This window comes from Akkermansia sp. BCRC 18949 (genome assembly GCF_045011645.1).
GTDB lineage: Bacteria > Verrucomicrobiota > Verrucomicrobiia > Verrucomicrobiales > Akkermansiaceae > Akkermansia > Akkermansia massiliensis.
The window spans coordinates 1,213,044-1,226,497 of the sequence record NZ_CP123619.1; the positions used below are offsets into that span (position 1 = coordinate 1,213,044).

The 13,454-nt window shown below is 59.1% G+C and carries 13 protein-coding genes; 9 read left to right on the forward strand and 4 right to left on the reverse strand.

The genetic code is table 11. The features are described 5' to 3' along the window. Window positions 1-62: 62 nt before the first annotated feature. The 3 genes from ffh (at window position 63) to P8A25_RS05010 (ending at window position 4,527) form a co-directional block, all read left to right on the forward strand. Window positions 63-1,502 (forward strand): signal recognition particle protein, encoded by a 1,440-nt coding sequence (ffh, locus tag P8A25_RS05000; RefSeq protein WP_102727094.1) that lies wholly within the window; start codon window positions 63-65, stop codon window positions 1,500-1,502. Window positions 1,503-1,734: 232 nt separating this feature from the next. After that, complete coding sequence (locus P8A25_RS05005) at window positions 1,735-3,384, forward strand: family 20 glycosylhydrolase (protein ID WP_215443624.1); 1,650 nt, start codon at window positions 1,735-1,737, stop codon at window positions 3,382-3,384. Between the two features lie 384 nt (window positions 3,385-3,768). Then, window positions 3,769-4,527, forward strand: coding sequence for a DUF3313 domain-containing protein (locus tag P8A25_RS05010; RefSeq protein ID WP_215443622.1), 759 nt, complete (start codon window positions 3,769-3,771; stop codon window positions 4,525-4,527). 133 nt (window positions 4,528-4,660) lie between these two features. On the opposite strand, the gene P8A25_RS05015 is transcribed toward P8A25_RS05010, so the two are convergent. Then, complete coding sequence (locus tag P8A25_RS05015; RefSeq protein WP_022397378.1) at window positions 4,661-5,113, reverse strand: 6-carboxytetrahydropterin synthase; 453 nt, start codon at window positions 5,111-5,113, stop codon at window positions 4,661-4,663. A gap of 173 nt (window positions 5,114-5,286) precedes the next feature. On the opposite strand from P8A25_RS05015, the gene P8A25_RS05020 reads away from it, so the two are divergent. Further along, complete coding sequence (locus tag P8A25_RS05020) at window positions 5,287-5,823, forward strand: hypothetical protein (protein ID WP_022397377.1); 537 nt, start codon at window positions 5,287-5,289, stop codon at window positions 5,821-5,823. A gap of 772 nt (window positions 5,824-6,595) precedes the next feature. Here P8A25_RS05020 and P8A25_RS05025 read toward each other — a convergent pair. The 3 genes from P8A25_RS05025 to P8A25_RS05035 form a co-directional block, all read right to left on the reverse strand. Next, window positions 6,596-8,242 carry a fumarate hydratase gene (locus P8A25_RS05025; protein WP_022397376.1) on the reverse strand — a complete coding sequence of 549 codons (1,647 nt, stop codon included), beginning with the start codon at window positions 8,240-8,242 and terminating at the stop codon, window positions 6,596-6,598. 48 nt (window positions 8,243-8,290) lie between these two features. Beyond that, a complete protein-coding gene (locus tag P8A25_RS05030; RefSeq protein ID WP_215443620.1) occupies window positions 8,291-9,877 on the reverse strand; it encodes a SecDF P1 head subdomain-containing protein in 1,587 nt (528 codons plus the stop codon). 292 nt (window positions 9,878-10,169) lie between these two features. Continuing rightward, window positions 10,170-10,670, reverse strand: a complete 501-nt coding sequence (locus P8A25_RS05035; RefSeq protein WP_215443619.1) for a helix-turn-helix transcriptional regulator — start codon at window positions 10,668-10,670, stop codon at window positions 10,170-10,172. A 210-nt stretch (window positions 10,671-10,880) separates the two neighbouring features. On the opposite strand from P8A25_RS05035, the gene P8A25_RS05040 reads away from it, so the two are divergent. From P8A25_RS05040 to hisC, 5 genes are all read left to right on the forward strand, one after another. Further along, window positions 10,881-11,039: a hypothetical protein gene (locus P8A25_RS05040; protein WP_156340781.1), complete on the forward strand. Its 159-nt coding sequence runs from the start codon at window positions 10,881-10,883 to the stop codon at window positions 11,037-11,039. Further along, window positions 11,036-11,173 (forward strand): hypothetical protein, encoded by a 138-nt coding sequence (locus P8A25_RS05045; protein ID WP_022397372.1) that lies wholly within the window; start codon window positions 11,036-11,038, stop codon window positions 11,171-11,173. The genes P8A25_RS05040 and P8A25_RS05045 overlap by 4 nt, the downstream gene beginning before the upstream one ends. A 93-nt stretch (window positions 11,174-11,266) precedes the next feature. Further along, a complete protein-coding gene (locus P8A25_RS05050; RefSeq protein WP_102728091.1) occupies window positions 11,267-11,866 on the forward strand; it encodes a GrpB family protein in 600 nt (199 codons plus the stop codon). Between the two features lie 172 nt (window positions 11,867-12,038). Next, window positions 12,039-12,335 (forward strand): hypothetical protein, encoded by a 297-nt coding sequence (locus P8A25_RS05055; RefSeq protein WP_102749444.1) that lies wholly within the window; start codon window positions 12,039-12,041, stop codon window positions 12,333-12,335. Next, window positions 12,332-13,423, forward strand: coding sequence for a histidinol-phosphate transaminase (hisC, locus tag P8A25_RS05060; RefSeq protein ID WP_215443617.1), 1,092 nt, complete (start codon window positions 12,332-12,334; stop codon window positions 13,421-13,423). Before P8A25_RS05055 ends, hisC begins: the two co-directional genes overlap by 4 nt. The last annotated feature ends 31 nt before the right edge of the window (window positions 13,424-13,454 follow it).

The window sequence follows — 13,454 nt, forward strand, 5'->3', positions numbered from 1 at the left end:
TGCAGGGCGCACTTGTTGACGGGGGGCGGGAAATGTGGCACAGTCTGGCGCATCATACGATTATGTTTTCACTTTTAGCTGATAAACTGGATAACACGTTCCGGAAGCTGCGGGGCCTGGGCAAGATTTCTGAAAAGAACATTGCGGACGCCCTGCGGGACATCCGGCTGGCCTTGCTGGAAGCGGACGTGGAATTTGGCGTGGCCCGGGAATTCATCGGCCGCGTGAAGGAGCGGGCCATGGGGCAGGAAGTGCTCAAATCCATCAAGCCCGGGGAACAGATCGTCAAAATCTTCCGTGATGAAATCGCCGCCCTGCTGGGCGGAGACGCCGTGGGACTGGACCTGACGGACCCCGCCAGAATCATGGTAGTGGGCCTGAACGGCGCGGGCAAAACCACCACCAGCGCGAAGCTGGCCCTGCGCCTGAAAAACGAGGGGCGCCGCCCCCTGCTGGTGGCCTGCGACCTGGTGCGCCCCGCCGCCGTGGACCAGCTGGCTACGCTGGCGGAACAGATAGAAGTGCCCGTGTACAAGCCCGCTCCCGGCAGCCGGGACGTGGTGGCCGTGGCGCGTGAGGCCCTGGAATGGGCCCGGACCCAGAACGGGACCGTCATGATCTTTGACACGGCGGGCCGCCAGGAAGTGGATGAAGCCCTGATTGACGAGCTGCGCCACCTGCACGCCTTCCTCTCCCCGCGGGAAACCCTTCTGGTGGTGGACGCCGCCACGGGCCAGCAGGCCGTGAACGTGGCCCAGACCTTTGACCGGGCCGTGAACGTCACGGGCATCGTCCTGACCAAGCTGGACGGGGACGCCCGCGGGGGCGCTGCCCTCTCCATGCGTTCCGTGACGGGCAAGCCCATCAAATTCTCCGGCGAGGGGGAAAAGCTGGACCAGTTCGGCCCCTTCGTCCCCGGCCGCATGGCGGACCGCATCCTGGGCATGGGGGACATCGTGGGGCTGGTGGAGCATGCCGCCGCCCGCATTGACGAGGAACAGGCGGCCAAATCCATGGACCGCATGATGTCCGGCAAATTTGACTTTAACGACTTCCTGGACCAGATGAAGATGATGCAGAACCTGGGGCCGCTGGAAGGCCTGCTGGGCCTGCTCCCCGGCTTCGGCAAAATCAAGAAGCAGCTTCCGGACGGCGCGCTGGACCCCAAGAGGATGAAGCACATGGAAGCCATCGTGCTCTCCATGACGGCCAAGGAAAGGAGCAATCCCAACCTGCTGAACCCGTCCCGCCGCCGCCGCATTGCCGCCGGCTGCGGCCGCTCCCTGATGGAGGTGAACAAGCTCATCAAGAACTTTTCCGAAATGCGCAAGATGATGTCCGGCAAGGGCAAGATGGGCGCCATGATGAAACAGATGGGCGCCATGAAGGGGAAAGGGGGCAAGATGCCCGGCCTTCCCGGCATGGGCGGCGGTCTTGGCGGCCTGAAAGGCCTTGGTGGGCTTGGAGGAGGCCTGGGCGGTCTCTTTGGCGGTCGCAAATAGGCGCAAAAACGGATTTAACCCGGGGCGCGGCGAACATGGCCGCGCCTTTTTTAAAGAAAGGGCGGGGAGCGCCGCAAACCCTTGCGTCGGCTGAAATGAATACATCCGTCAGGACGTCCTGTTCTTGGGAAAAAGAATTCACCGCCGCCCGCCTTTATCTTCCGTTCCCGCAGGGGCCTGCGGCGCTCCTCTTTTATTGAAAGAACGGAATGCTGCTTCCCGTACTCCCGGAATGATGAATAAGGGGCGTTTTTACCGGATGGCGGCGTGGCTGGCTCTGGCCGGGTTCCTGAACGCCGGCATGGCGGAAATGCTCCCGGCGGAGGATGTGCTGCTCCCCGCTCCTTCCGCATGCACGTCCGACCGGTCCGCCGTGGCGCATCTTCCGCTGCGGCTGGCGGTCTATGCTCCTGAAAAGGATGCTCCCGCAGTGGAAGCCATCCTGAATGTGCTTAACGCCCAGGGCGTCCTGTCCGGCCTCTCCATGACCCGTGACAGGGACTCGGCGGACGTGGTTTGTTCGGTGGAAGGAAACCCCGCGGGAACCGGGGAAGGATATGAGGCGCGTCTGGAAGGAGGCCGGGAAGGGCGGGGCGTGCTGCATCTGAAAGCGGGGGCGTCCGCAGGCCTCTTCTACGCGTGGCAGAGCATGGTGCAGGTACTGAATGCCAACCGGACGGAGGACGGCTTCTCCGTGCCCGTCTTCTCCATCAGGGACGTCCCCTGTTTTGAATGGCGGGGCATCATGCTGGACGTATCCCGCCACTTCTTCACCATGGCGGAGGTCAAGCGCATGATTGACACCATGTCCCTCTTCAAGCTCAACCGGCTTCACCTGCACCTGACGGACGGCCCCGGCTGGCGGATGGAAATCAGGAAATACCCCCTTCTCACCTCCATGAGCGCGTGGCGCGTGCCGCTGGCCAATGGAGAATGGAACTGGCAGGAAGTGAAGCTGGCCATTCAGGAGCATGACCCGGAGGCCACCTACGGAGGTTTTTACACCCGGGAGCAGATGAGGGAAATCATTGCCTATGCCCGCAGCCGCCAGGTCACCATTGTGCCGGAAATAGACCTTCCCGGCCATTCCTATGCGGCCATGCATGCCTACGGGGACTTGATCTGCGACGGGGTGGACTTTCCCGTGGAAGGGAAAAAAGGCCGGGACGCCGTCTGCATGGGGCGTCCGGAAACGCTCCGCTTCGTAAAAGACGTGGTGGATGAACTCAAGGCCGTCTTCCCGCCCGGCTCCCCCATTCATCTGGGCCATGACGAGGTATCCGCGGAAGCATGGAAAAAATGCAGGTACTGCCAGAACCGTTTGAAAGACCTGAACGAGACGGACCTCAAGGCCCTGAGCCGGGACTTCCTGCAGCAAATTGCGGACTACGTGCGGAAAGACGGTTATGACGCCATCGTCTGGGATGAGGCAGGGGAACTGGAGGCGGACAAACACATCTTCGTCATGGCATGGCGCGGCAATGACTTTGCCGCGGCGGCGGTCAGAAAGGGGCATCCCGTCATCCTGGCCCCGTGCTCCCACTTCTACTTTGACTACTACCAGTCTTCTGCCCCCACGGAACCGAAGGCCATCGGGGGCCTCATACCGCTCAGGCAGGTGTACGGCTATGAACTGCCGGAGCTGTCCCCGGAGGAAGCCTCCAAGGTGCGCGGCCTCCAGGCCAATATCTGGACGGAATACCTGTACGACATGGGGCTGGTGGAATACATGGCGTGGCCCCGCGCCCTGGCGCTGGCCGAACGGGCCTGGAGCGACTGCGACCCGCGGGACTATAAATCCTTCCGCAGCCGTGCCGCCCTGGCCCTGAAGCTTCTGGAAAAACTGGCCGTGAAATACCGTCCCATGGATGAAGAGGATTAAGGCCCCTCCCGGGTGGCCGTTCCTTTAAAAGGGTTTTCATGGACCTGCCGCGCCTTTTCCTTTTAGCATTCCCGGACGGCTCCGTTCTCGCGAACGGTAACAGGGAAAACAGGCCGGAGGCTCCTGTCTCCTCCCGTGCGCTTCTGATAAAAAGTTCCCACCTTTGTCAACATCCCTGCCGGGATATTTCCGGATGCAGGGAGGGGGGAATTTCCTTCCGTTTCCGTTCTTCCTGACCGGGGGGATGCCGGAAATCTGCGTTCCCTCTCCTGCCGCCTCAACGAGGAAGGCGCCGGTTTCCGGTCTTGAGCGGTTTGTTTCCTGGGTTTTATTGACAGCGGATGCCGGGTCATGTATGAAATGACTCTAGCTGATTGCCTGTTTATGAAGAAACACCGGTTCCTGTTCCTCGCTTCCCTGATGGCGCTCGTGCTGCTTGGCGGCATGGCGGTAGTGGCTTGCTCCAATAACTTCAAGCATGTGCCCCGGACGGGCTTCGTGACTCATCAGGTAAAAAATTGCGACTCCCATATCCCGTTTGATGCCTACTGGAATGCTGATGATAAAAAAATCTGGAATGACAAGGTAAACGGCGTGGACGGCAAAAAAGTCCGGATGGCCGTCGTTCCGGTGGATACGGTGCACATGGATGTGAGGCCGGATACCGCGGAAGGATTTGATGCCCTGCACCGTCTGGCGGAATACTTCCGGAAGAGCGTCACGGCCAGCATGGAAAAGGAAGTTGCGGAAAATCCGCACTTTGAGATGGTGCCTCCGGGAACCAGGGGGGCCTATACGCTGGAGCTCGCCATCATTTCCATCACGCCCACGAACGCCAAAGCCGGCATTTTTGTCACGGCGTTGAGCGGCATCAAGGGGGGCGGCCTGGTCAAGCGGTTCATCAAAAAGGGCCACATCGCCATGGCGGGACGCCTGCGGGATGAGGACGGACGCATCGTTTCCGAATTTGCGGACTACGAGGAAGACCACAGCGCCCTGCTGGGCGTGGATACCAAGGATTTTAAAAAATACGCCCACCACCAGCGCACCATTGACGAATGGGCCCGTGAAATTACGGATGTGTATTCCTCTACGTACGGGCACTGGACGCAGAAGCGCATGATCTCATTCAACCCCTTTTAAGGGATAAGCCTCTGCAGACCGTATGCGGGGGAATTGCCCGGCAACCGGGTAACCGTCCTGAAAGGAGAACCGTGAAATGCGGTTGAAACGGCATTCCCGGCGGAACGCGTGGCGGAAGGAATAGCCCGCGCTTCTATTCTCCGTATTCCGCCCAGGAACTGCTGGTCTCCCACACGCGCACGCGTTCCAGGGTGACGCAATCCCGCACGGGGTATTCGCCGGAACCTTCCCTGGCCTTTTCCAGAGCATGCCGGGCGAAGTTGAAAATGGTGCGGGCCATTACCTCGCTGGTGGGGTCCTCCCGGTCAAACGGAATGATGCGCTCCCCGTACGCGGCCACGAAGGCGGCGTAATTGGGGTCATCCGTATTCACGCACAGGGAATGGTCAAACTGCTGTAGAAAATCCCCCATCATCTGCTTGATGGCCTTGAAATCCACCACCATGTCGTTGGCGTCCAGCGTATCCGCCCGGAACACCATCTCCACGGAACGCGTATGGCCATGGGGGAATTTGCAGTTGCCGGGGTGCTTGGACAGAAGGTGCCCGCTTTCCAGTTCAATGGATTTGCAGATTCGGTAGGCCATGAAGGCAGGATAGCGTGGGAAGGGGCGGGGGGCAATCCCAATCAGAGTCTGCCTGCGGTCCGGTTCTCTGTGTGCGGAACGGGGTTCGTAACGGATTCTGCCGGCCGTGGGCGGCTTTTCCTTGCGGGCGGCTGTGATTTCTGGCAACCTTCGGAAAACCAGACTCTTGCCCTATGGCCTATCTTTCATGGTCCTTCCTGAAAATGGGAGAAAAATCGGATCGCAGGACAAGCCTCCTTTTCCTGCTCATGGCGGGCATTCCCATCATTTTTACCGCCTTCTTCGTCTTCATGCTGGGGGCGGCCACGGTCTGGTACGCCTGGCCTGTTCTGCTGCCGATGCTTCTCCTCCTCTATCTCCCCTTCGCCCTGCGGAAGGAAAAGGTGCAGAGCGTCCATTCCAGGAATATCCTCTTTGGCCGGGACCCGCTGACAGTCGTCTTCAGGCCGGTGGTGAGGAACTGGGTATATGCCGTTTATGCCGTGCTTCCGGCGTTGCCCCTCCTGTTTTCCGGTTGGAAAATGCCCCTGGACAGTCTCGGGAACGGAAGGAATCTGGCGGAATTCTTCCTGATGTGGATATCCCTGTATGCCGTCTTCACGGTGCTGACGGTTTTCCTGGGAAAGGCACGGTATTTGAAGCCGGGCAGGCTGCTGCTGGCCGCTGGCGCCAATCTGGCGTTGATGCTGCTTTATTCCCTGCTTGCGTGAAGCGGGCGCACTGTGTATCCGGCGTGTTCCCCTGCCTTCCCGTGGACGGGGGCTTTTCCGTGGCGCCTGCTGCAATGGGGGAACCGCGTTGCCCTGCCAGCCTGGCGGCCATCTCCGGAGTTGTTGGAATGGACGTGCTCTATTGCCGTTCTTTCCCTGAAACGCCTGCCCCGGGCATGGGAAAAGAGCGCGGAAAGACAGGAATACTCTCCGGGACAAGGAAATTTACTGAAATTGAAAATCTTGAAATAATATTGTTTTTCTGTAAAATCTCCGCGCCGGGTTGATCCCGGATTAAGAAAAGGAGGTGTACCATGTGAATGACTGTATCATACTAACCAGGCTGATTGAGTTACTCATTGTAATGTTCAGCTAACGAAAAGCCCCGTCCTGTAGCAGCAGGACGGGGCGATTTATTAGAGGTAAATGTGATTTGTATGATACTAACCGGAACCACTATGAAAAATTTCCATAAATAGTCAAGCGGGAAAAACTTCCGGCAATGTCTTACAAACGGTTTTTTAAAGGCTGGAGATTCTCCCTGTAACGGGTGGCGGATTCCACCTGTTTATATCTGCGCTTCTTCCTCCTTCCGGATTTAATGAATGCTTGAAACGGCAGGCCGGGGATGTTCGGGAGAATCTCCCCAAAAGCTCAAGGGAAAAAGGAGGGGGGATAAAACGAGTTTTCCCGTAAAGGGGCCATAAAAAATCCCTGTTCCGCGCGGCATGGCGGAACAGGGAGAAAAAATCCGGCGCTCTGTCCGGGCGGCTTAATGGGCGCAGCCAGCGCAGGCCCAGCCTTCGCGGATCTTCGCGAAGAAATCGTTGCCCTTGTCGTCCACCAGAATGAAGGCGGGGAAGTCCTCCACCTCAATCTTCCAGATGGCTTCCATGCCCAGTTCCGGGTATTCCAGCAGTTCCACCTTCCTGATGTTATTCTTGGCCAGGATGGCGGCGGGACCGCCGATGGAACCCAGGTAAAAGCCGCCGTGCTTCTGGCAGGCGTCCGTCACCTGCTGGCTGCGGTTGCCCTTGGCGATCATGATCATGGAGCCGCCGTTTTCCTGGAACAAGTCCACGTAGGAATCCATGCGGCCCGCGGTGGTAGGGCCGAAGGAGCCGGAGGGATACCCTTCCGGGGTCTTGGCCGGACCGGCGTAGTACACGGGGTGGTCCTTCATGTACTGGGGCATGCCTTCACCCTTCTCCAGGCGTTCCTTCAGCTTGGCGTGGGCGATGTCGCGCGCCACGATGATGGTGCCGTTCAGGCTCAGGCGCGTGGTGACGGGGTACTTGCTCAGTTCCGCCAGCACTTCCTTCATCGGGCGGTTCAGGTCAATGGAGACGGCCTCGCTGGAGGTCATGCGCAGGGCTTCCGGAATGTACTGGCCGGGGTTGGTTTCCAGTTGTTCAATGAAGATGCCTTCCGGCGTGATCTTGGCCTTCGCGTTGCGGTCCGCGGAGCAGGAGACGCCCAGTCCCACCGGGCAGGAGGCTCCGTGGCGGGGCAGGCGGATGACGCGCACGTCCAGCGCGTACCACTTGCCGCCGAACTGGGCGCCCAGGCCCAGCTTGCAGGCTTCCTCATGCAGTTCCTTTTCCAGCTCCAGGTCGCGGAAGGCGCGTCCGTACTCGTTGCCCGTGGTGGGCAGGTTGTCGTAATACTTGGTGGAAGCCATCTTCACGGTTTTCAGGCACTTTTCCGCGGAGGTCCCGCCGATGACGAAGGCGATGTGGTAGGGCGGGCAGGCCGCCGTGCCCAGCGTGCTCATCTTCTCCACCAGGAACTTCTTCAGCGTGGCCGGATTCAGCAGGGCCTTCGTTTCCTGGTAAAGGTAGGTCTTGTTGGCGGAGCCGCCGCCCTTGGCGACGAAGAGGAAGGAGTACTTCATGCCTTCCACCGCTTCAATGTCAATCTGGGCGGGCAGGTTGGTGCCGGTGTTCTTCTCCGTATACATGTCCAGCGCCACGGTCTGGGAATAGCGCAGGTTGTTCTGGGTGTAAGCGTCGTAAACGCCGTGGGAAAGCTGTTCGCAGTCATCGCAGCCGGTCCAGACCTGCTGGCCCTTCTTGCCCACGATGGTGGCGGTGCCCGTGTCCTGGCAGAAGGGCAGGATTCCGGCGGAAGCCACTTCCGCGTTGCGGAGCATCGTCAGGGCCACGCTCTTGTCATTGGCGCTGGCTTCCGGGTCGTCCAGAATGGCGGCCACCTGCTTCAGGTGGGCGGGGCGCAGGAAAAAGGCCACGTCATGGAAGGCTTCCGCGGCCAGCAGGCGCAGGCCCTCCGGTTCCACCTTCAGCATGGGGTGTCCTTCAAAGTCACCCACGCTCACGTAGTCGGACGTGATGAGGCGGTACTGGGTGTCGTCCTTTTCAATGGGAAAAGGATCCTGGTAATGAAAATCCGGTGTTGCCATAACGGGAGGCAATATAGCGGAGCGCCGCCCCCGGTTCGAGCAAAAAAATCAGGGGCGGTTCAGGCCCGAATCAATCATTAAAAAAGGCTTCTGTTCGCCCAGCGTACGGAAAGGAACGCAGTTTTTAAAGAACCACGGGCTGACGGGAAACAGCATATCCCTGAAGACGTGATACAGGAATTCCCGGTGCATGCGCCGTTCCTCTTCCGGAGTGAGGATGTAAATGACGGAAATGGGCTGAATGAATGTGATCACGGGGATTCCCCACATCTGCAGCAAGCTGTCTCTGATCTTGAACATCTGGTGAACCTTCCCCTGAAAGACAATCGCCACGGCTACGGTTCCCGCAGGGCTTGCGTCCATGAAGGCATGCATTTTTTCCCATGCACGGGGCAGCAGTTGGCAGGTAATCGTGCCGTCCTGCTCCCGTGCCGCGTACCGGATATCCTCCGGGCCGATCAGGGATTCCGGCCGGATAAAGGCCCAGGATGGAACAGGCTCCGGGAAATCAGGGCGGGTGTAGGGGATGGAGCGGAACCCGCTTTTCAGATGAATGGTTTTCCCTTGCCGGAGTTCCGGGAGGAACCGCTGTTCCAGCTCCGTGCTGCGGGGATGCACGGGATAAACGGCCAGCTTCTTTTTCACCTTCCTCTGCTGTTGTTCCGTGAGCGGCGGAAACTGGGTATTGATGGCCGCGCAGAGGGCATCCAGCTGGCGGTCATCTCCCGGCACGGGAATGAGGGTGGCGTGGGAAGGCATTTTATGGAATACGGGCGTAGACAGGATGGCGCCGCGCAGGACCACGGCCATTCTGTCCTTGCCGGGCCGGAGGGCGGCGCAGGCCTGTTCCAGGTTCCTGTACGCTTCTTCATTCCAAACGATGTCCAGATGCCCCGGATAATCCAGATTGGGGCGTGCGGACTGGGCGTAATCCCCGGTGACGATGGGGGCGTTCCCCAGAAACAGGTATTCCTTCTCCGCGTCTTTTTCTTCCTCCGCGCCCGGGCGGCTCCAGAGCCGGTAGCCCGGTACGGAAAGCGTCCCTTCTTCCACCAGCCGGGCGTTCTCCGGATGGATGGCGTACAGGGCCAGATCACGCGGAATGAAAGGGGTGGTTTTCCCCGTGGCGGCCCGGTGGTTGAGCAGTTCCGCCAAGTTGGCGGCTTCATTCTCCCCGTCCAGTCCGGAAATTTCAAAAGCACGGGAAATAATGGCCTGAACCACCGGGGCCGAATTGACTTTTCCCTGAACGACGACAGCCAGCCTGTCATGTCCCAGCCTCATGGCGGATGTAGCCGTTTTCATGGACCTCCCTCCCGGCGTGTTCAGGGTGATGTTGAGATGCTCCGGTCTGCTCGGATCGACGCCTGCCCGTTCCACCTCCGCCTCCGTAATGACCGGTTCGTCTTTCAGGAACAGACGTTCCCGCTGCATCTTTCCGTGGCGGTCGCGGAATTCATACACATAAGGCGTGTATCCTTCCGGGACCGGTTTTCCTTCCCGGTCCAGCTCCAGGCTGTCCGGATGCACCATCCTGACGGCAATGGAGGGAACGGCCGGCGGAGCCGCCTCCGCACGGGCGGAAAGCGGGAGCCAGAAGGCGGAAATGAACAGCAGGCAGAGTAGTTGTCTCATGGTCAATATGATAGAACCCCTCTAACACGTCAGGCAAGAAAAAAGAGCGGACGGGAGCGGCGCAAGCCCCTGCGGTAATTAATATCCCCATCGTGCCCTGCGGACACGCGTATTTTAAATCGTTTGCGGAAACCCATCCCGGGTTCAGTTGCCGCAAGTGTTTGAGCCGTTCCCGGGGCCTTGACAGGAAAATCCCCCGGAACCGCAGGGAGCCGGGGGATTTCAGCCGAAGGGGGGCTCAGCGGGAGGGCGGTGTCCCTGCACGGGGCGCGCCTGCCATATCCGCCATGGTTTATTGCCGCGGCTTGCGGCGGGGAGAAGCAGGTTCGGAGAATGAGGAACTGGAAGAGGAGGAAGGCCTGGGAGCGCCGTACTCCTCCGGAATTTCCGCTGCCAGAGGGATGTCGTTCGGGAGGCTGCTTTCGTCGTCGTAATAATTTTTCATCCTCTTCTGGGCGTCCTTGATCAGGGTGGCTTCCGCCCATTCCTCCACCGTCATGTTGTCTCTTCTGGCGGCTTCTTCGATGAGTTTGTAATCCTCGGCGCTCAGCATGACGGCGAAGGGTTTCCAATGGGCTCTTGCCGCCTCCTTCAGTTTTTTCTCCCTTTCCGTCTTTTCCATCATGAGCCGGATGAGAGCTTCCTTGTCTTTGGGAATGGCTACCTTGGCAAGCCAGTTGCGGACCGTGTTGGGAGACACGAAGCATTCCTCCGCAAAATCATTGCGGGAGATGTTCTGCTGTTTCAGCCAAGCCTTGATCTGCACTTTGAGTTCATCCTGATTCTCACTCATGCATATCTTTGTAACGAAAATGGTGCGATTTTTCAACCTTTTTTGCATAATATCATTTTAACGGTATATTTTCGTTGACTGAAATACCGTTTCAGGTGCATTATTGCATCGTAAGCGGGTTATTGAAGCCCTTATTGCACCAAAAGAAGGATTTTTATGAAGACGGGAAATAAGAAAAAGAGTCAGAAAAAAATTCAAATCAAGGGAAAAATGCCGTTATCCGTCCATTTTTTCCGGGATGCGGAAGCGGACGCCCTGAACGTGGAGCGCTGCCAGCTTGATAAGGCTACCCTCATTGCCTGTGCCGTCAAACGTCTCCGGGAAGATCTGGGCAACGTCCCGGATTCCGGTAAAAAACCTTCCGCATGACTCAGGAGATTTACTGGGAACTTCTGGCGTGGCTGTTCCGCTCTTTTCTGGCGGTGACTACCTTCGCCTTTGTCGTGGCCGGGTACCAGGCCCTGCGCTGCCGTCCGCGGGACGGCAGCAAGCGGAGAAAGTAGGGAATGGCAAAAAGGTCCGCGGTTCCCCGGCGTCAGGGCGGGGAGGACGCCGGGGAGGTTGACTCACGGCTTCGTCTCCCTTATCTTCCGGGAATGTCCCGCCGTGTTTCGGATGAAGCCGCCCTGTCCGCCATGAGCCTTGAAGAACTCTGGCGCTTGTTTCCCGTCATCCTGAGCGAATCCAGGCCGGAGTGGGCGGAAATCTACCGGAGGGAGAAAGAGATGCTGGAATCGGTGGTGCCCCTCTCGCGCATCAGCCGCCTTTCCCACTTCGGGAGCACGTCCGTTCCGGGCCTGGCGGCCAAACCCACCATTGACATTCTGCTGGAAGTGCGGCCCGATTCATTTGTTTTTGAAGCGCTTCCCCTGCTGGAAAAGTGCGGCTACCGGGAAATGCACCGGGACGAAGCGCAGATGCGCCTGGTTCTGGTGAAGGGCTATGCCGCGGACGGCTTCCGGGGGCAGGCGTTCCATCTGCATGTGCGGCCCTGCCGGGATTGGGATGAATTGTACTTCCGGGATTACCTGGCCGCGCATCCGGATGAGGCGGAAAGGTACGCCGCCCTCAAGCGTTCCCTGAAAGAGAAGTTCGAATTTAACCGGGATGCCTATACGGAGGGAAAAACGGAGCTGATCGCCGCCATGACCCGCCGGGCGAGGGAAGAAATGCCCGGCAGGCACGTCCCGGAATAAGGCCGTTAAACCGGGTTGCTTTTTATAGGGCAGGGGATGCGCGGAAAGACGGAAGGAAAGGGCAGGCGGACATTCCAAACTTGCTTGATGGTGAAACTTCCATTGTCGTCCACAAGGGCATGGATTTGGCACGACCTTTCCGGAGGGACATCTGCTTTGAACCACCCTTTCCATGTTTGGGAAACTGTCCAAAGAGCGGAAGTCTAATTTTTATCCTTCCGGGCAATACTTGCCCGCCGCGGCATTAAAAAGCCTGCTTCCGGCTGTTCGCGCCATGGATACGTTTATTTTGGCGGCGGGAAGAGGATTAAGCCGGTTGGAAAGGAAGGCCTTTCCGGGGGTGAAAGAAATTCCGCCGCTTCCCGCAGCGTGGATGAGGCTGAATGACAGGCATGTTTTTAAGGTCCGCTCCGGATGGAAATCCGTATTGCCAGAAGTGGGGAATGGCGGTAACATTCCGCCGCTATGAGTATTGAGAGTTTCGCAAACCAGCATGTGCTGGAATTGGTGGCTTACCAGCCGGGCAAGCCCATTGAGGAGACGGCCCGGGAACTGGGCCTGGATCCCCATGATATTGTGAAACTGGCGTCCAATGAGAACCCGCTGGGGCCGTCCCCCAAGGCGGTGGAGGCCATTGCCCGCGCGGCGGCAGGCGTGAACATTTATCCGGACGGCGCGGCCTTCCGCCTGCGCTCCGCCATTGCGGAGTTCTGCGGCGTGGAGTTCGGCCAGACGGTGGTGGGCACGGGCAGCAGCGAGGTGATTGAGCTGATGTGCCATGCCCTGCTGAATCCCCGGGCGGAGGTAGTGGCCGCCAGGCACGCCTTTTCCATGTACCCCATCATGTCCAAGCTGTTCGGCGCCACGTACGTGGAAGTGCCCAACAAGCCGGACTGGACGCACGATCTGAACGGCTTCCTGGATGCCGTTACGGACAGGACGCGCATCGTGTTCATCACGAATCCCACCAATCCCGTGGGAACGGTAGTGGGCCAGCAGGAGATTGACGATTTCATGGCGAAGGTGCCGGAACACGTGCTGGTGTGCTTTGACGAGGCGTACCGGGAGTTTTCCGACAATCCGCCGGATACCCTCAAGTTCGTGCGGGAAGGCCGCAACGTGATTGTTCTCCGCACCTTCTCCAAGGCTTACGGCCTGGCGGGCCTGCGCGTGGGCTACGGCATTGCCCCGGAACACGTGTGCAGCATGCTGCACAAGGCGCGCGCGCCGTTCAACCTGCACGTGCTGGCACAGGAGGCGGCCCTGGCCGCCCTGGAAGACCGGGAGCACGTGCGCCGCACCGTGGAGAACAATGCCGAGGGCATGCGTTTTTACGAACAGGCTTTCCGGGACATGGGGCTGGAATGGATTCCCAGCCAGGGCAATTTTGTCCTGGTGAAGGTGGGGCAGGGCAGGAAGGTGTTCCAGGACATGCTGGCCAGGGGCGTGATCGTCCGCGCGCAGGACGGCTACGGGCTGCCGGAGTGGATACGCATCAGCATAGGCACCCCCGCGGAAAATGCCCGCTGCATTGAAGTTTTGAAGGAAGTACTTTAAACAGTTTCGCCGTTTTTCCTGTCTCACCTTT

Bases quoted from the DNA above. Each gene is read 5' to 3' on its own strand.
- ffh (WP_102727094.1), top strand. From the start codon at position 63: ATGTTTTCACTTTTAGCTGATAAACTGGATAACACGTTCCGGAAGCTG.
- P8A25_RS05005 (WP_215443624.1), top strand. From the start codon at position 1,735: ATGATGAATAAGGGGCGTTTTTACCGGATGGCGGCGTGGCTGGCTCTG.
- P8A25_RS05010 (WP_215443622.1), top strand. From the start codon at position 3,769: ATGAAGAAACACCGGTTCCTGTTCCTCGCTTCCCTGATGGCGCTCGTG.
- P8A25_RS05015 (WP_022397378.1), bottom strand. From the start codon at position 5,113: ATGGCCTACCGAATCTGCAAATCCATTGAACTGGAAAGCGGGCACCTT.
- P8A25_RS05020 (WP_022397377.1), top strand. From the start codon at position 5,287: ATGGCCTATCTTTCATGGTCCTTCCTGAAAATGGGAGAAAAATCGGAT.
- P8A25_RS05025 (WP_022397376.1), bottom strand. From the start codon at position 8,242: ATGGCAACACCGGATTTTCATTACCAGGATCCTTTTCCCATTGAAAAG.
- P8A25_RS05030 (WP_215443620.1), bottom strand. From the start codon at position 9,877: ATGAGACAACTACTCTGCCTGCTGTTCATTTCCGCCTTCTGGCTCCCG.
- P8A25_RS05035 (WP_215443619.1), bottom strand. From the start codon at position 10,670: ATGAGTGAGAATCAGGATGAACTCAAAGTGCAGATCAAGGCTTGGCTG.
- P8A25_RS05040 (WP_156340781.1), top strand. From the start codon at position 10,881: ATGCCGTTATCCGTCCATTTTTTCCGGGATGCGGAAGCGGACGCCCTG.
- P8A25_RS05045 (WP_022397372.1), top strand. From the start codon at position 11,036: ATGACTCAGGAGATTTACTGGGAACTTCTGGCGTGGCTGTTCCGCTCT.
- P8A25_RS05050 (WP_102728091.1), top strand. From the start codon at position 11,267: ATGTCCCGCCGTGTTTCGGATGAAGCCGCCCTGTCCGCCATGAGCCTT.
- P8A25_RS05055 (WP_102749444.1), top strand. From the start codon at position 12,039: ATGTTTGGGAAACTGTCCAAAGAGCGGAAGTCTAATTTTTATCCTTCC.
- hisC (WP_215443617.1), top strand. From the start codon at position 12,332: ATGAGTATTGAGAGTTTCGCAAACCAGCATGTGCTGGAATTGGTGGCT.